Genomic DNA, 16,007 nt, shown 5'->3' on the forward strand with positions numbered 1-16,007 from the left:
GTACCGCAGCCGTACGGACCCGCCGGTCTCTCTCACCCTAGGCGGTGGACCCGGGACGCGCGGTGAGCTTCCACAGCCGTACCGGCATCGAGCTGACCCGGCCCTCGCGCCGCTGGCGTTCGCTCGCCACCCGCCCCACCGTGCGGAAGAACTCGGCCCGCAGGCCGGGTTCCAGCACGGAGGCGTAGTAGTCGCCGAACGTCGCCGCGTGGAAGTGCTCGTACTGCGCGGCGTCCTGGACGGTGACCACCGCCTCCCGCTCCCAGCTCTCCTCGACGGTGAAGAACTCGCCGAGCAGTGCCTGGAGTTCGTCCGCGGGGCGGGTGCGGGTGGCGATGGGCAGCACGTCGCGGTCCTCCAGGAGGCCCGGCACGGACTCGGGCGGGATGCCCAGGACACCGAGCGCGGCGCGCACGATGTCGTCCTCGCCGCCCAACCCGTGCCGGTCGCGCGCCGGGTGATAGGTCGTCAGCAGGAAAGTGCCGTCGGGCGCCAGGTGTTCGCGCACCCAGGCCAGGACCCGGTGCTCCACCGGGTACAGCCAGTGCAGCACCGAGGTCATGGTGATGACGTCCGCCCGGTACGGCAGCGGGGCGGGCCCGGTGAGGTCCGCGCGGTGCAGGACCACGCGCCCGCCGTGCCGGCGCAGGCGTTCGCCGGCCTCGGCGAGGCGGTGCTCCGAGCGCTCCAGCCCTACGGCCAGGCGCAGCGTGGGATGGCGGTGCAGCGCCGTCTCCAGCAACTGGCCTATGCCGCTGCCGAGATCGATGAGCACACCGGGTTCTCCGGTCACCCGGTCCAGGACCCAGTCGCGGTCGTGGACCTGCCGCAGCCGGCTGGCGTCGTCGTAACCGCCGAGGGTGCGGGCCTGGGCCTCGGTGTCGGACAGGGTCATGGGCGCTCCTCGGCCGGTGCGGTGGTGGGGGACGGGACGGCCGGTGCCTCGGCCGGTGCCTCGGCCGGTGCGGAGATCAGCCGCTCCAGGCGTTCGCGCGCCTCGCTCTGGTCGTACCGCCTGAACAGGTTGATGCGGTTGCGGGCGAGGTCGCCGCGGTGGACCAGTTCGTACAGGTGCTGGCGCTGGCCGAAGCCGTCGCCGGTCAGTTCCCAGGCCAGGCGCAGCAGCCGGGACTTGCGTTCGGCGTCGATGTCCTTGCCGCGCATGTAGCGGTCCAGGAAGGGCCGCAGCCGGGGGTGGGCGAGGTCGTTCTCGGTGGGCTGCATGAGCAGTCCCGAGGCGCCGATGCGGCGCAGTACGTCGACGGCGCTGTCGGCGACCTCGGCGGACCAGACACGGCTCGCCGCGGTGTCGCCGGGCGCCAGCAGCCCGCCGTCGGTGAGCTGGGCGCGGGCCTCGGCGGCGTCGAGGAAGATCTCCGTCAGCTCCACGTACGAGGCCAGCCGGCCCAGGTCCTCCTGGATGTTGCGGAAGCCGTCCACGCCGATGCTCTCGGCGACCAGGGTCGCCGTGGCCAGCAGGGTGCGCAGCCGCTCCCGGTAGCGGACGTGGCCGATGTACGCGGACCAGGCGTTGATGCGGGCCAGGCCGGTGCGGGCGAGCGCCCCGTCGCGCAGCAGGAAGACCCGGTCCCAGGGGACGAGGACGTCGTCGAAGAAGAGCATCGCGTCCTGCTCGTCGTAGCGCGCGCCGAGCGGGTGTGCGTGGCCGAACGGTTCGGCGCCCAGGGGCTCCCGGCACAGGGTGACCAGGCCCGGTGTGTTCAGCGGCAGTGCGAACCAGACGACGAACTGCTCGCCCCGGCGCTGGGTGAAGGACGCCGAGAGGTAGACCAGCACCTCGTGGGCGAGCGGCGCGAGGGTGGTGAGCTGTTTCGCGCCGCGCACGACGATGCCGTCGTCGTTCTCCGCCAGTACGCGCAGGGCCAGGTCGGGGTCGTCCAGCGGGTCCGCCGAGCGGTCGATCTGCGGGTCGCCCAACGCGTGGGAGAGAACCAGGTCGTTGGTGGCGCAGTGCCGGTACCAGGCGTCGGCGTTGGCACCGAACCCCGGCCGGGCGCGGTCGAGTTGGTTGCGGAAGTCGTGCACGCCGACGGCGATCGACGCCATGAACGCGGGCGAGCGCCCGTGCTGCCCGAAGGCGGCGGCGTGCCAGAACTCGGCGCTGCGGCGCTGGAGTCTGAGCTCCTCCAGGGTGCGGGGCGGCTGGTAGGCGCGGGCCAGCCGCAGGCCCGACGCCGGGTCCTTGTAGGTGAGCAGGTCCTGGTGTTCGGGGTCGTGCTGGAGGTCCAGCAGGTCGGCGAGGGTGTCGACGGCAGGCCGGAAGGCGGGGTGTGCGGCCGGGTCGTCGATCCGCTTGCCGTCGAGGTACAGCTCGCGGCCGTCGGCCAGCTCCTCGCGGTAGCGGTCGCCGGTGAGCAGCCCCAGACCGGTGCGGGCGGAAGCGTCCAGGAGGGTCATGTACGGGCTCCCGTGGAGGGTAGGTGCGGACGGGCGAGGGCGCGGTACTCGCCCTGGTGGTAGATGAGCGGCTCCCCGGGGCCCGCGTCGGCGGCGGCGACCTGGCCGACGAGGATCACGTGGTCCCCGCCGGGCAGCACCGAGTGCAGCCGGCAGTCGAACCAGGCCAGGCAGTTCTCCAGCACCGGGGCGCCGGTGGCCTCGGCGCGCATCGGCGCCACCGTGAACAGGCTGAGGGCGCGGCCGGAACCCGGGGCGGCGAAGTGCCGTGCCAGGGGCTCCTGTTGGCCGGTGAGCACCGACACCGCGTACCGGCGGCCGGCGCGCACGGCCGCCACCAGCGGGCTGCGCGCGGTCACCGCGACGCTGATCAGCAGCGGGTCGAGGGAGAGCGTGCACAGGGAGGAGACGGTCTTGGCGAACACCTCCTCCCCGTGCCGTGTCGTCACCACGGCGACGCCGGTCGTCCAGCGGCGGGACGCGGTGCGGAAGGCGTCGGCGGAGGCGGTGTCCTGGCCGCGCGGGCCGCCCTGCGCGCCGAGCGGCTGCACGCCCGCGGCCGTCGCCCGGGTGCCCGTGCCGCGGCCGGTGCTCATCGCAGCCCCACGCGGTAGGCGCGCAGCCACTCGTCGACCTGGACCAGGTGGTCGAGGCCGCCCACCGGGTTGGGCGCGGTCCGCGGACTGGGCAGGGTCCGCCCCTCGGCCAGGGCCCGGCGTACGGCGTCGCGGTCGACCAGGTCGAACACCGGGGCCGCGGGGTCGGCGAGCAGTTCGTGGGCGCGCTCGGTGAGGACCCGCGTGTACCGCACGGCGGGCGTCGACGGATAGCCGCTCTTGGGCCGGTCGGCGACCTCCGGCGGCAGCAGGTCCCGTACGGCGTCCCGCAGCAGCCCCTTGGGCCGGCCGCCGGGCGCCTTGAGGGACCACGGCACGTTCCAGGCGTACTCCACGAGCCGGTGGTCGCAGAACGGCACGCGCACCTCCAGTCCGACGGACATGCTGACCCGGTCGACCCGCTCCAGCAGCGGCGGCAGCCACCGCGTCAGCGCCAGATGGAACACCTCCCGCACCCGCCGCTCCGCGCCCGTCTCGCCGCTCAGCGCGGGAGTCGCGGCCACGGACGCCCGGTACTGCTCGGCGGTGTACTCCTCGGGGCGGACCTCGGCCCGCACCTCGGGGCGCAGCAGCGCGGCCGGGGTGGGGCGGCCATGGAGCCAGGGGAAGGTGGGGGCGGACAGGGCGTCGGGGGAGTGGAAGTAGGGGTAGCCGCCGAACACCTCGTCGGCCGCCTCGCCCGACAGGGCGACCGTGGAGCGCCGCCGCACCTCGCGGAAGAGCAGGTGCAGGGAGGCGTCCATCTCGCCCCAGCCGGGCCGGTCCCGGGCGCGCAGCACCGCCTGGCGGGCGTCGAGGAGGTCGTCGTCGGGGATGACGACCGAGGTGTGCAGGGTGCCGATGTGCTCGGCGGCCGCCTTGACGAAGGGGGCGTCGGCGCCGGTGCGCCAGTCGTCGGGCGCCTTGTCCGCGCTGCCGGGGAAGTCGACGGAGAAGCTGCTGATCTTGCCCTGCCCGGACCGCTCGTTGCCGAGCGCGGCCAGTGCGGTGATGGCGCTGGAGTCGACGCCCCCGGAGAGCAGGGTGCACAGCGGCACGTCGCTCATCAGCTGGCGCTCCACGGCGTCGGCGAGCAGCTCACGGACGGTGGCGCGCGTCGTCGCCGCGTCGTCGGTGTGCGGCCGGGACACCAGCCGCCAGTACGGCGACTCGCGGACGGCGGAGCGCCGTACGGAGACCAGATGGCCGGGGCGCACCTCGCGCAGTCCGCGGAACAGGCCGTGTCCGGCGGTGGGTGCGGCCGGCAGGGCGAACAGCTCGGCGATGCCCTCGGCGTCGAGTTCGGCGCTGAACAGCGGGTTCGCCAGCACCGCCTTGGGCTCGGACCCGAAGAGGACCCCGGTGGCGTGGGTGTGCCAGTACAGCGGCTTGATGCCCAAGTGGTCGCGTACCAGGAGGAGTTCCTCGGCTCGTTCGTCCCACACGGCGTAGGCGAAGATGCCGTTGAAGCGGCGGGGGGCGTCCGCGCCCCACTGGAGGTGGGCCCGCAGTACGACCTCGGTGTCGGAGCGGGTGCGGAAGGTGTGGCCGAGGGCCTGGAGTTCGCGGCGCAGTTCGTCGTGGTTGTAGAGCTCGCCGTTGTAGGTGAGCACGGTCTCCGGCCGGCCGGCGGCCAGCGGCTGGGTGCCGCCTTCGAGGTCGATGACGGACAGCCGGCGATGGCCGAGCCCGGCGTGGCGGGAGAGCCAGACCCCGGAGGCGTCCGGGCCGCGGCAGGCCAGGGTCTCGGCCATGTCGGAGACGGTGGCGCCGCGGGTGCGCAGGTCCCTCTCCCAGTCGATCCATCCGGTGACACCGCACATCACGGCTCCTGGGAGGGGGAGGGGGTGGATTCCTCGGGCTGGGGCTGGGGCTGGGGCTGGGCCTGGGGCTCGGACCGGGGCTCGGGGTCCGGGGCGGTGGCCTCCCAGCGGCAGCCGTGGCCCGTGGGGCCGGTGCGCAGGCTGTGGGAGGGCTCGAACCCTTTGGCCCGGATGTTCTCCGAGAGGGCCTTGGTGCAGTAGGTGCACGGTGAGGCGAGGGTGAGGCGGACCCCGGAGCGGCGGGCCCGCTCCCGGTAGTCCCAGATCGCGCAGTGGGTGATGGTGAGGGACGCCCGGCCGCGCTCCTCGTCCCCGTCCTCGGCCGCGTCCTCGAACTCGTAGTCCGAGCCGTACAGTTCGGCCTGGCGGGCGATGCGGTGCATGGGGTCGGCGGCGCCCCTGCCGTGGTCGGGCTCCACGTCGCGGTGGACCTCGGCGATGGCCCGCGCCCAGGTGGTGAGGGCGTGCTCGCCGTACCGGGCGACGAGGAACCGCTCCATCAGGGCCTGGCCGCGGAAGAAGACGCGCTGCCAGTCCACCGAGGTCGCGGTGGACGGCTCGGGCAGGTCGGCGAAGATCTCCGACTGGAGGGCGAACCAGTCCGACAGATGGGTGGTGTTGTGGCGGGCGGCCAGCAGCCGGGTCAGCCCCGACTCCGCCTCGTGCAGACGCTGGCGCCACAGGGCCGACCGTTCGGCCTCGGGCATGCTCCGGTAGGTGTTGCGCAGACGGTCGGGGGGTTCCGGTTCGGGGCCGGCCGTGTGGGGGTCACTCAGTACGGCCGTGACCGGGCGTCCGGTCTCCGGGGCGTCGGCGGCGTCGGTGGGGGAGGCCGGAATCCTCTCGGAGCCGCTGCGCGCGATGCCTCCTGCGGGCGCATCGCTCATCGTGGGTCTCCTTCGTGGTGGGGAGCGGATCGGGTGGGGCCTGTCGTCCGGCAACGCTATGGAGCCGCTGACCTCGGCAGTAGCCCCTAAGGGCGGCACCGGTGGCGACCTTCGGGGTAAGGGGACTACTCCGAAGGTCGCCCTTGCGGGCGGTGCTGATCGGCGTGGGGGTTGGTCTTGGGGGTGGGTGGGTGTGGCGCCGGGGGTTGTCGTTGCGGGTGGGTGGGTGTGGCACCGGGGGTTGTCCTTGCGGGTGGGTCGGTGTGGCGTCGGGGGTTGTCTTTGCGGGTGGTTCGGAGGCACCGGTGCCGCCCCTCCCGGACAGTCCGGAACCGCCCCCAGGGGTTCCCTCGCCGACAGCTCGGAGCCGCACCGGGGCAGCCCTCGCCGGCAACCGGAAACGGCACCGGGGCCTGCTCGGCGGGACGAGTTCTCGGAGTCGGGCCGCGCTCTCAGCGGTGCCGGCCGCGTCCTCAGCCGTGCCGGCCGACGCTTCGACGGCGGGCCTAGGCATCCGGGCGCTCCGGTTCTGGTCGGCGTGGGCCCGGGGGTCGGGCACCCCGGGCCCGGGGTAGTGGGACCGAGGGCCCGGCGCCGGACCTGGTCGGTACCTGGGGCCGAAGGCCCAGCCCCGGTCATGGTCGGCGCGTGCGACCGAGGGCTCGGCATCGGACTTGGCCTGGCCCGCAGGACTGAAGTCACCGTCCCGGCAACGGACTTGGCCTGGCCCGCAGGACTGAAGTCACCGTCCCGGCAACGGACTTGGCCTGGCCCGCAGGACCGAAGTCACCGCCCCGGCACCGTTCCTGGTCGGCCCGCACGACCGAAGGCCCGCCCCGACCCTGCTCGCCCCGCGAGACCGAGCCCCCGCCCCCGCCCCCGTGCGCCGCGGCGTCAGCCGGCCAGCCCGTGCCGGTGGGCGTACAGCGCCGCCCTCAGCCGGTCGGACTGGCCGATCTTCCGCATGGCGCTGGTCAGGTGCTTCTTCACCGTGGCCTCGGCCAGTGCCAGTTCGCGCCCGATCTCGGCGTTGCTGAGCCCGGCGGCGAGCTGGGACAGCACCTCGCCCTCCCGATGGGTCAGACCGCAGTGCTGCGGCAGCGGCTCGGCGACCTCCGGGGCCGGGCCCGCCACCGTCACCCGGGCCGCCGGGGGAGCCGGCAGGAACACCGTGCCGCCGGCGCCGGCGATACCGACCGCCTTGATGATCCGGTCCTCGGGCAGGTCCAGCGGGAAGCAGCCGCTCGCGCCGGCCAGCACCATCCGGCTCGCCTCCGCCGTGCTCTCGGCCCGGCGCAGCAGCAGGAAGCGGGCCTCCGGCACCACGTCCGGCGCCCGCAGCCGGGCCAGCAGCGCCAGATCCTCCGCCAGTGATCCGCCCCGCCCCAGCAGGACCACGTCGGGCCGTACCCGGCGCAGGGTGTCCGCGAGCCGCAGCGGATCCCCGGAGCTGCCGACGACCGCCATGTCCGGGTCCGCGTTCAGGACGCTGCGCAGCCCCGCGCTCGCCACCGGATGGCGTTCGGCGAGGAAGACCCGCACCACGGGCGCGGCCGGGTGCACGCCCGGTCCGGCGCAGGCGGGGTGACCGCAGTCGCAGCCGGCCGGTGCCCACCGGCGCCGGGCCGGCGACTGCCCGGGCGGCCGGTCCTCGGCGTCGCTCAGCAACTGGTGCCCGGCGATCATGTCGAGCGGATTGTCGATCTCCACGTGCAGGGCGCGCGGGTCGCCGGCCCCGACCGCGGCGGGCAGCGTCGTCACCGTGCACTCCCTGGCGCGAGGGGAGTTCGAACGTATGTGATGGTCGGTCTTCACGTGTGGTTCCCCTCGGCGGGGCCGGGGCGGTGCCCGGCGGCGAGCTCGTACCCGGGGGCGCGCCACCCGTCCCGGGCCCGGCGAGCGGCCAGCGGGGCGGAGGAGGCTGACGGCGGAACCGGGCCTGGACGGAGGGAGGCGCCTGGGACGGACGACCCGTCCGTCAGCGCCCGGCACACGGGCGACAGGACTCGTCGAAACACCTTCGGTGCCACGAGCCGCCGATACCGACCAGGGTGAAGTCGGTTCGCCGTTTGACCATGTATCCAGCCTAATTCGGCCCGTCATCGGGGGTCAACAATGGCCGGATCAAGCGCATATGAGGGAACCGTGTATTCCGTACTGCGGATCCTATGACCGCAGGTATCAGCATCAACACCTGGCTGGTTACGGCCCGTTGCGCTCCCGCACGCTTCCGTCACAGCGACCGCGGGCCTCCCGGGGCTCCGTTCGGCGCGCTGCCCACGGCCAGGGGTGACCTCCCGCACCCGGCCGGTTCCCACCGGTCCGCGACCGCCGCGTCGCCCCGCACCGCGCACGACCCCCAGGAAGGAAGCCCGCATGACCGCCCACCCACGCCCGCCCGCCGGACCGTCCGGCGCCGCGCGCCGGGAGGCCGACGGATGAGGCGGTACCTCGCACGACGGCTGCTGCTCGCCGTGCCGACGATCCTGGGCGTCACCGTCGTCGTCTTCGCCGCCGTCGCCCTCGTCCCGGGCGACCCGGTGGCCGCGCTGCTCGGTCCCGGCGCGCCCGCCGAGGCACGGCAGCAGCTCGCCGAACGGCTCGGTCTGGGCGAACCGCTGCCCGAGCGGTACGCGCGCTGGCTCTGGCACGCCGTCCAGGGCGACCTCGGGGTGTCCATCTCCGCCCAACGGCCGGTCGTGGAACTGCTGTTGCCCGCGCTGGGGCAGACCCTCGCCCTCGCCGGCGCCTCCTTCCTCCTCGTCCTCACCGGCGGCACCCTCCTCGGCGCGCTCGGCGCCGCCCGCCCCGACGGCGGCCCGCGCCGTCTGTCCCGCGCCCTGAGCACGCTCGCCGTCTCCGCCCCGCAGTACTCGGTGGCGCTGCTGCTCATCGCCGTCTTCGCCGTCACCCTGCGCTGGTTCCCCGCCGGCGGCACCCAGGACCTGTTCACCCAGGGCGGCACCGGAGACCGGCTGCACCACCTCGTGCTGCCCGCCGTGGCGGCCGCCCTCGTCCCGCTCGGCCTGACCGCCCGTGTCTTCGGCGCCGCCCTGGAGGACGTCCTGCGCTCCGACCTCGCCGACGGACTGCGCGCCCGGGGACTGCGCCGCCCCGCCGTCCTGCGGCACTGCGTCCACAACGCCTCGCCCGCCCTGCTCACCATCGGCGGACTCCAACTGGCCTATCTGCTGGAGGGCGTGGTCTTCGTGGAGACCCTGTTCGCCTGGCCCGGCGTCGGCCGACTGCTGTACGACGCGCTCAGCGCCCGGGACCTGCCGCTGATCCAGGCGGGCGTGCTCCTGGTCGCGGTCGCCTTCGTCGGCGTCAACATCGTCGTCGACACCGTCCACGCCCTCGTCGACCCCCGGCTGCGGGGTGCCCTGTGAACCGCGTACCCAGGCACTGGCGCCGCCCCGGGCTGCTGGTACCGGCGTTCCTCGCGGCCGTCCTGCTCGTCCTGGCCGTCGCGGGTCCGCTGCTCGCGCCGGACGCCCCCGACGCCGGCAGCCTGCGCGACCGGCTGCTGCCACCGGGCAGCCCCGGCCACCTCCTGGGCACCGACTCCCAGGGCCGCGACGTGCTCAGCCGGCTGCTCGCCGCCGCCGGACCCTCCCTGCTGGGCGGGTTCCTCCCCGTCGCCGTCGCCACCGTCGCCGGAGCGCTGCTCGGCATCGCCGCCGGACTCGGCGGACGCCCCACCGAACACGCCCTGCTGCGCACCCTGGACGTCCTCTACGCCTTCCCGGGCGTCCTGCTGGCCATCACCGTCGCCACCGTGATGGAGCCCGGCCTGTACGCCACCGTCGTCTCCCTGTCGGTCGTCCTCACCCCGGCGGTCACCCGGGTCGCCTTCACCGAGGTACGCCGTATCCGCACCGCCGCCTACCTGGAGGCCGCCCGCGTCTCCGGGGCCGGCTGGGCGAGCGTCGCCCTGCGCCAGGTCGTCCCGGTCCTCGCACCCGTCCTGCTCGTCTACTCCTCCTCCCTGGTCGGACTCGCCATCGTCTACGCCGCCGGGCTGTCCTTCCTCGGCCTCGGCGTGCCCCCGCCCGCCGCCGAATGGGGCGCCATGCTCGACGAACTGCGGCCCGCCCTGCTGACCCACCCCGAGGTCGCCGTCCTGCCCGCGGTCACCATCCTCGTCGTCTCCGTGGTGTTCAACGCGCTCGGCGAGGCCCTGCGCCGCGGGACCGGCGCCGGCCGCGCCCTGACCTCGGGAGACGGACGATGACCGCCCGCGCCCCGGAACACCTCGACGTCCAGGACCTGACGGTCACCCACAGCACGCCCGGCGGCGACGTACGAGCCGTGGACGGGGTGTCGCTGACCGTCGCGCCCGGCGAGGCTCTGGTGCTGCTCGGCGAGTCCGGCAGCGGCAAGTCGACCCTCGCCCGCACCGTCCTCGGACTGCCCGGCCACGGCGCCCGGGTGCGGGGCGCCGTCCGCCTGTCCGGCACCGACCTCCTCACCCTCGACGAGCGTGCCCTGTCCGACGTACGCGGCCGACGCGTCGGCTACGTCCCCCAGGACCCCGACGCCGGACTCGACCCGCTGCGGAAGGTGGGCGCCCAGATCGCCGAGGTGCTCCTGCGCCACCGCGTCGCCGACAGCCGCCGCACCGCCCGGCTGGCCGCGCCCGCGCTCCTGGAGGAGGCCGGCATCACCGAGCCCGCCCGGGTCGCCCGCAGCCACCCCCACCAGCTCTCCGGCGGACAGCGGCAGCGCGCCGTCATCGCCCTGGCCCTCGCCTGCGCCCCGGGCCTGCTGATCGCCGACGAACCCACCACCGCGCTGGACGCCCTGGTCCGCGCCCGTGTCCTCGACCTGTTCGCCGGCCTGCTCACCGAGAAGGGGATCGCCCTGCTCATGGTCACGCACGACATCGCCGTCGCCCGACGGATCGCAGACCGCGTGGCGGTGATGCGCGCCGGGCGGATCGTCGAGACCGGCCCCGTCGGACAACTCCTGACCGCGCCCAGCCATCCCTACGCCGCCGAACTGGTGGCCGCGCAGCCGGGAGGTCCCCGATGACAGCCGCTCCGACGCCGCACGAGGCAACGGGCACTCGGCGCGGGCCCGCCGCCCTCACGGCCCGCGGCGAAGGGAGGGCTCCGATGACCCAGGACGGCCTGCTCGCCGTCGACGACGTCTCCAAGCGCTACCGCCAGGGCACCCTCGCCCTCGACGGCGTCACCCTGCGGGTGCCGGCCGGCCGGACGGTCGGCCTGGTCGGTGAGTCGGGCTCCGGGAAGTCCACCCTGGCCCGGCTCGCCCTCGGACTGATCACCCCGGACACCGGCACCGTCCGCTTCGACGGCCATAACCCCCACCGCCTGCGCGGCCGGGCCGGCCGGCGGGCCCGGGGCCGGCTGCAACTGGTGCCCCAGCAGCCGCGGGGCTCCCTCAACCCCGCCCTGCGGGCCGGGGAAGCGGTCGCCTTCGCCCTGCGCGTCCACGGCACACCCCGCGCCGAACGCCCCGAGCGGGTGGCCGAACTCTTCCGCCAGGTCGGCCTGGACCCCGCCCTGGCCCGCCGCCACCCGCACCAGCTGTCCGGCGGACAGGTCCAGCGCGTCGCCATCGCCCGCGCCCTGGCCACCGGACCCGAACTCGTCGTGTGCGACGAGCCGACCTCCGCCCTCGACGCGACCGTCCAGGCCCGCGTCCTGGACCTGCTCGGCGAACTCCAGGAACGCCTGGGCCTGGCCTACCTGTTCATCTCGCACGACCTGGCCGTGGTGCGGCACCTCGCCCACCACGTCGTGGTCCTGCGCCAGGGCCGCGTCGTCGAGGAGAACACCACGAGCGGCCTGTGGCGCGCACCCCGCCACCCCTACACCCGCGCCCTGCTCGCCGCCGACGGCGGCGGCAGCCCCGAACCCGCCCCACCGGCCCCCGCCGGCCATCCGGCACCCGTCGGTGAGCCGTCCGCCCCCTGAAGTGAACGACGAGGAACCCATGACGCACCATCAGCGACCAACCGACCGCCCCACCGCCCGCGGCCGACGGCACACCTCCCTGCGCACGCTCGGCCTGGCCGCCGTACTGCTGCTGCCGTTCGCCGCCACCGGCTGCGGCACCGGCACCGCCGCCGACGACAGCGCCGGCGGCGCCAGGACCGGCGGCACCCTCGTCATCGGCGCGACCGGCAAACTCCCCAACCCCGACACCGTCATCGGCGGCGCCGGATTCGAGGGCAAGCGGCTCGTCAGCTTCCAGCTCTACGAGGGCCTCACCCGCTACGACCTGTCCAAGACCGACGGCCCCGCCCCCATCACCGGGGCGCTCGCCACCTCCTGGAAGGTCGCCGACGACGACAGGACCTGGACCTTCACCCTCCGCAAGGGCGTCAAGTTCCACGACGGCACCCCCTTCGACGCCGACGCAGTCCTGTTCAACCTCGACCGCTACCTGAACAAGAAGAGCCCCCAGTACACCGACGCCCTCGGCGCGGCGGCGGGGGAGTACGCGGGCGGCATCACCGAGTACACCAAGCTCTCCGACGACCGCGTCCGACTCGTCACCGACCAACCCAACGGGCACTTCCCGCAGGACCTCGCCCACGTCCTGATCGCCAGCCCCACCGCCGTGAAGAAGACCGGCTCCGCGGACTTCTCCGAGCACCCCGTGGGCACCGGCCCCTTCCGCTTCGTCCGGCAGCAGACCGGCGAGCAGATCGAACTCGCGCGCTTCGACGGCTACTGGCGCGGCGCGCCCAAGCTCGACAAGCTCGTCGTCAAGGCGCTGCCCGACCCCGCCGCCCGCACCGCGGCCCTGCGCTCGGGCGCCGTCAACTGGATCGAGTACCCCAACCCCGACGACATCCCGAGCCTGGAGTCCGACGGACTGAAGGTCGTCACCAACAACTACGACCACCTCTGGTACTGGATCCTCGACACCACCGCCGGCCCCTGGAAGGACCCCCGGGTCCGCAGGGCCGCCAACTACGCCATCGACCGCGAGGCCATCGCCGAGAACCTCCTCCACGGCACCGCCGCCCCCGCCGAACAGGCCGCTCCCGACGGCACCTTCGCCTACGACCCGGCCAACGACACCTACGGCCACGACCCCGCCAAGGCCCGGGAACTCCTCGCCGACGCCGGCTACGCCAAGGGCTTCTCCACCTCGGTCACCGTCCCCACCGGCGGTTCCGGAAACCTCATCCCGGTGCCGATCGCGGAGGCCGTCCAGCGCGACCTGGCCGCCGTCGGCATCAAGGCCGAGATCCGCACCACGGACTGGTCGACGCTGATCGCCGCCGAGGCGAAGGGCGAGGTGGCCCGCGACTCCCAGGCCATCGCCCAGTCGACCACCCTGTTCCAGTCGGAGGCGCTGCTGCCGCTGTTCATCGGCACCGACAGCCCCTTCTGGACCGGCCACTACAGCAACCCGAAGGTCGACAAGCTGCTCGCCTCCGCCGGCACCGCCACCGACCGGGCCGCCCGCGAGGCGGACTACACCGAGGCGCTGAAGCTGGTCACCGAGGACGCCCCGTGGCTGTTCGTCGTCAACGACCGCAATCCCAGGGCGATCTCCCCGAAGGTGCACGGCCTCGTGCAGCCGCAGTCCTGGTTCATCGACCTCACGACCGTACGGGTGGACCGGTGACCGTCTCCCACGCGCCCGCGCCCGGCGCGCCCCCCAAGTGGGGCCTCACCCTGCCGCTGCCCGGACTGACCATCGACCGGCACCGCTTCCTCGTCGAGCGGCTCGCGGACCTCGGCTACACCGACGTGTGGAGCGCGGAGGGCGGCGGCACCGACGCCTTCACCCCCCTGGCCACCGTCGCCGCCTGGTCCCCGAACCTGCGCATCGCCACCGGTATCGTCCCCGTGCAGACCCGCGGCCCCGCCGTCCTCGCCCAGACCGCCGCGACACTCGCCCAACTCGCCCCCGGACGGCTCCTGCTGGGCATCGGCGCGTCGGTACCCGCGCACGTCACCGACATCAACGGCATCCCGTTCGACGAGCCCTACAAACGGACCCGGGACGTGCTGCGGTTCGTGACCCGGGCGCTGCGCGGCGAACACATCGCGGGTGACTTCGACACCTTCTCCATCACCGGCTACCGCCTGCCGCATCCGCCCCAGGACCCGGTCAAGGTCATCCTCGGCGCCCTGCGGCCCGGCATGCTGCGCCTCGGCTTCCGGGAGGGCGACGGGGCCATCACCAACCTGCTCTTCCCCGAGGACGTACCGAAGATCCTCGACGCGGTCGGGCCGCAGCCGCCCGGCAAGGAACTCGTCGTCAAGGTGTTCGTCTGCCCCACCGAGGACACCGACTACGCCCACCGCGCCACCCGCCCCTTCCTCGCCTGGATCCTCAACCGCGAGCCCTACCGCAAGTTCCACGAATGGCTCGGCAACGGCGAACTGCTGCGCGAGTGCCATGAGCGGTGGGCCGACGGCGACGCCGACGGGGCGCAGAAGGCCCTCCCCGACGAGGTCGTCGACCGGCTCTTCATCAGCGGCTCTCCGGAGGAGTGCCGGGAGAAGATCCTCCGCTACCACCGCCCGGGAGTGACCACCATCCAGCTGTACGTGTCCCTGCCACCCGAGACGTTCGTCAGCCGGGCCAAGGTCCTCGACACCCTGACCCGGCTGGGCCCGGCCGCCGCCTGAACCGTCCCGGCCCCTTCGTCCACCCGGCACGGGGAGCCGCCGCCTTCCGTGGCGGCTCCCCGCCCCACACCCCCTTGGAGGTATCCGGATGGAACTCGACCTGCGAGGCGGTGTCCGCGCCGCACCCGTCCCCGGCGCCACCGCCGAGGAACGCCAAGTGCTCCGCTACGTCCCCGACCCGCGCGAGCGCGACGCGGACCCGGAGCACATCGCGCGCACGGCCCGCGAGAACGAGCAGGACGGACTGGACAGCTCCCTCGTCGTGCAGTCGAGTTCCTGGCCCGACCCGTGGCTGGTCGCCGGCTGGGCCCTGGCGGCCACGCAGCACCTGCGGATCGCCGTGGCCCACCGCGTCGGCACCACCTCACCCACCGTCGCCGCCCGCTCCCTCGCCACCCTGGACCGGCTGTCCGGGGGCCGCGCGGCCGCCCACCTCATCGTCGGATCCAGCGACGTCGACGTCGCACGCGACGGTGACCTGCTGGACAAGGAGACGAGGTACCGCAGGGCCGGCGAGTACGTGGAGATCTTCCGGCGCACCCTCACCGGTCGGCAGGACTTCGACCACGACGGCGAGTTCTACACCGTACGCGGAGCCCGCTCGGGCCTCGTCCCGAAGCCGCGCGCCGAACTCCTCTCCTTCGGCGGCTCGTCCCCGGCCGGCCTCGACATCGCCGCCCGCCACGCGGAGGTGTACGCCGTCCCCACCCTGCCGCTCACCGCCACCCGCCGGCACATCGCACAGGCCCGGGCGGCGGCCGCCGCACACGGCAGAAGCCTGCGCATCTGGCGCCACGTCACCGTCGTCACGGCCGCCACCGACGAGGAGGCCGAGGCGCGCGCCCGCCGCATCCGCCACGAAGCGGTACGCCTCGCCACGGACCCCCTGGCCCAACACCGCCTGGACGCAGTCCAGTTGGACCGCGACCGGGAGCGTGGCCGGACCGGCACCGCGCCGGACGACGACCCGGGCCAGCTCTCCGCCTACGTCGGCCGGACCCTCGCCGCGGCCTACGTCGGCTCACCCGCCACCGTCGCCGCCCGCATCGGCCTGCTGCGCACGTCGGGCGTCGGAATCGTCCAGCTCGACATGCCGGTGGAGACGGAACAGGACCGCGCCCTGCGCCGCGACCTGATCACCAGGCTCCGCGCCGCGTACATTCCGTCCCCCCGCCGCGCCACCCCGGCCAGACGCGGGTGGTGAGTCCACGGCGCCTCGGCTATCAGGTCGGCTGGGCCTCGGCGCGCAGCTTGCCGGCCCGTTCGGTCGGGTCGTAGTCCGGTCCGACGCCCTCGATCAGCAGCACGTCGCCCTCGATGTGATCGGTGCGCAGCCGCAGGATGTCCCGGTAGGCGGGGGAGTCGTACCAGGCGCGGGCCTGCGCCAGCCCAGGGAACTCGATCAGCACCATGCTGCCGTTCCAGGTGCCCTCCACCACCTCGCTGGGCGGGCCGTGGATGACGAAGCGGCCCGCGAAGGGGTCGAGGGTGGCCTGGATGCGCTCCAGGTACTCGATGATGTCGGCGTGATGACGGCGGCCGCGGAGATGGGCGAAACCGTAGGCGGTCATTACGGGGCTCCTTCGTTCCGTCGTTCCCGGAGGTCGGCGACCAGCGGAACGTAGCCGGGAGCGGGGGACGGGCGCGATTACCCGGCGG

14 protein-coding genes are annotated in these 16,007 nt (G+C 74.2%); 7 read left to right on the plus strand and 7 right to left on the minus strand.

The genetic code is table 11. From position 1 onward, the window contains the following. Nucleotides 1–37 precede the first annotated feature (37 nt). The 6 genes from ABT296_RS06780 to ABT296_RS06805 all read right to left on the minus strand — a co-directional run bounded on the left by ABT296_RS06780 (nt 38) and on the right by ABT296_RS06805 (nt 7,485). On the minus strand, nt 38–895 hold the full coding sequence (locus ABT296_RS06780; protein WP_351923982.1) for a class I SAM-dependent methyltransferase: 858 nt from the start codon (nt 893–895) through the stop codon (nt 38–40). Further along, entirely contained in the window at nt 892–2,418 is a 1,527-nt protein-coding gene (locus ABT296_RS06785) for a 4-hydroxyphenylacetate 3-hydroxylase family protein (RefSeq protein ID WP_351923984.1), read from the minus strand. Before ABT296_RS06785 ends, ABT296_RS06780 begins: the two co-directional genes overlap by 4 nt. Next, nucleotides 2,415–3,014, minus strand: coding sequence for a flavin reductase family protein (locus ABT296_RS06790; protein ID WP_351923986.1), 600 nt, complete (start codon nt 3,012–3,014; stop codon nt 2,415–2,417). The genes ABT296_RS06785 and ABT296_RS06790 overlap by 4 nt, the downstream gene beginning before the upstream one ends. Beyond that, a complete protein-coding gene (gene asnB, locus ABT296_RS06795; protein WP_351923989.1) occupies nt 3,011–4,837 on the minus strand; it encodes an asparagine synthase (glutamine-hydrolyzing) in 1,827 nt (608 codons plus the stop codon). The genes ABT296_RS06790 and asnB overlap by 4 nt, the downstream gene beginning before the upstream one ends. Then, the gene (locus ABT296_RS06800; RefSeq protein WP_351923991.1) at nt 4,837–5,724 is read right to left on the minus strand and encodes a hypothetical protein; all 888 of its coding nucleotides are present in this window, start codon (nt 5,722–5,724) and stop codon (nt 4,837–4,839) included. The genes asnB and ABT296_RS06800 overlap by 1 nt, the downstream gene beginning before the upstream one ends. Nucleotides 5,725–6,618: 894 nt before the next feature. Then, complete coding sequence (locus ABT296_RS06805; protein ID WP_351923993.1) at nt 6,619–7,485, minus strand: response regulator transcription factor; 867 nt, start codon at nt 7,483–7,485, stop codon at nt 6,619–6,621. 677 nt (nt 7,486–8,162) lie between these two features. Between ABT296_RS06805 and ABT296_RS06810 the strand changes: the two genes are divergently transcribed. The 7 genes from ABT296_RS06810 to ABT296_RS06840 all read left to right on the plus strand — a co-directional run bounded on the left by ABT296_RS06810 (nt 8,163) and on the right by ABT296_RS06840 (nt 15,552). After that, nucleotides 8,163–9,113: an ABC transporter permease gene (locus ABT296_RS06810; protein WP_351923995.1), complete on the plus strand. Its 951-nt coding sequence runs from the start codon at nt 8,163–8,165 to the stop codon at nt 9,111–9,113. Then, nucleotides 9,110–9,958 carry an ABC transporter permease gene (locus ABT296_RS06815; protein WP_351923997.1) on the plus strand — a complete coding sequence of 283 codons (849 nt, stop codon included), beginning with the start codon at nt 9,110–9,112 and terminating at the stop codon, nt 9,956–9,958. The genes ABT296_RS06810 and ABT296_RS06815 overlap by 4 nt, the downstream gene beginning before the upstream one ends. Continuing rightward, entirely contained in the window at nt 9,955–10,758 is an 804-nt protein-coding gene (locus tag ABT296_RS06820) for an ABC transporter ATP-binding protein (RefSeq protein ID WP_351923999.1), read from the plus strand. The genes ABT296_RS06815 and ABT296_RS06820 overlap by 4 nt, the downstream gene beginning before the upstream one ends. An 83-nt stretch (nt 10,759–10,841) precedes the next feature. After that, nucleotides 10,842–11,666, plus strand: coding sequence for an ABC transporter ATP-binding protein (locus tag ABT296_RS06825; RefSeq protein ID WP_351924001.1), 825 nt, complete (start codon nt 10,842–10,844; stop codon nt 11,664–11,666). A gap of 19 nt (nt 11,667–11,685) precedes the next feature. Then, the gene (locus tag ABT296_RS06830; protein WP_351924003.1) at nt 11,686–13,335 is read left to right on the plus strand and encodes an ABC transporter substrate-binding protein; all 1,650 of its coding nucleotides are present in this window, start codon (nt 11,686–11,688) and stop codon (nt 13,333–13,335) included. Next, on the plus strand, nt 13,332–14,348 hold the full coding sequence (locus tag ABT296_RS06835; protein WP_351924005.1) for an LLM class F420-dependent oxidoreductase: 1,017 nt from the start codon (nt 13,332–13,334) through the stop codon (nt 14,346–14,348). The genes ABT296_RS06830 and ABT296_RS06835 overlap by 4 nt, the downstream gene beginning before the upstream one ends. Before the next feature lie 88 nt (nt 14,349–14,436). Then, nucleotides 14,437–15,552, plus strand: a complete 1,116-nt coding sequence (locus tag ABT296_RS06840) for an LLM class flavin-dependent oxidoreductase (protein ID WP_351924007.1) — start codon at nt 14,437–14,439, stop codon at nt 15,550–15,552. 19 nt (nt 15,553–15,571) lie between these two features. Here ABT296_RS06840 and ABT296_RS06845 read toward each other — a convergent pair whose 3' ends face one another. Then, nucleotides 15,572–15,919 (minus strand): DUF1330 domain-containing protein, encoded by a 348-nt coding sequence (locus ABT296_RS06845; protein ID WP_351924009.1) that lies wholly within the window; start codon nt 15,917–15,919, stop codon nt 15,572–15,574. Nucleotides 15,920–16,007: the final 88 nt, after the last annotated feature.

The organism is Streptomyces sp. NPDC000983 (genome assembly GCF_040299205.1).
Classification (GTDB): Bacteria; Actinomycetota; Actinomycetes; order Streptomycetales; family Streptomycetaceae; genus Streptomyces.

Bases quoted from the DNA above. Each gene is read 5' to 3' on its own strand.
- ABT296_RS06810 (WP_351923995.1), top strand. From the start codon at position 8,163: ATGAGGCGGTACCTCGCACGACGGCTGCTGCTCGCCGTGCCGACGATC.
- ABT296_RS06840 (WP_351924007.1), top strand. From the start codon at position 14,437: ATGGAACTCGACCTGCGAGGCGGTGTCCGCGCCGCACCCGTCCCCGGC.
- ABT296_RS06830 (WP_351924003.1), top strand. From the start codon at position 11,686: ATGACGCACCATCAGCGACCAACCGACCGCCCCACCGCCCGCGGCCGA.
- ABT296_RS06780 (WP_351923982.1), bottom strand. From the start codon at position 895: ATGACCCTGTCCGACACCGAGGCCCAGGCCCGCACCCTCGGCGGTTAC.
- ABT296_RS06825 (WP_351924001.1), top strand. From the start codon at position 10,842: ATGACCCAGGACGGCCTGCTCGCCGTCGACGACGTCTCCAAGCGCTAC.
- ABT296_RS06820 (WP_351923999.1), top strand. From the start codon at position 9,955: ATGACCGCCCGCGCCCCGGAACACCTCGACGTCCAGGACCTGACGGTC.
- ABT296_RS06800 (WP_351923991.1), bottom strand. From the start codon at position 5,724: ATGAGCGATGCGCCCGCAGGAGGCATCGCGCGCAGCGGCTCCGAGAGG.
- ABT296_RS06845 (WP_351924009.1), bottom strand. From the start codon at position 15,919: ATGACCGCCTACGGTTTCGCCCATCTCCGCGGCCGCCGTCATCACGCC.
- ABT296_RS06785 (WP_351923984.1), bottom strand. From the start codon at position 2,418: ATGACCCTCCTGGACGCTTCCGCCCGCACCGGTCTGGGGCTGCTCACC.
- ABT296_RS06790 (WP_351923986.1), bottom strand. From the start codon at position 3,014: ATGAGCACCGGCCGCGGCACGGGCACCCGGGCGACGGCCGCGGGCGTG.
- asnB (WP_351923989.1), bottom strand. From the start codon at position 4,837: ATGTGCGGTGTCACCGGATGGATCGACTGGGAGAGGGACCTGCGCACC.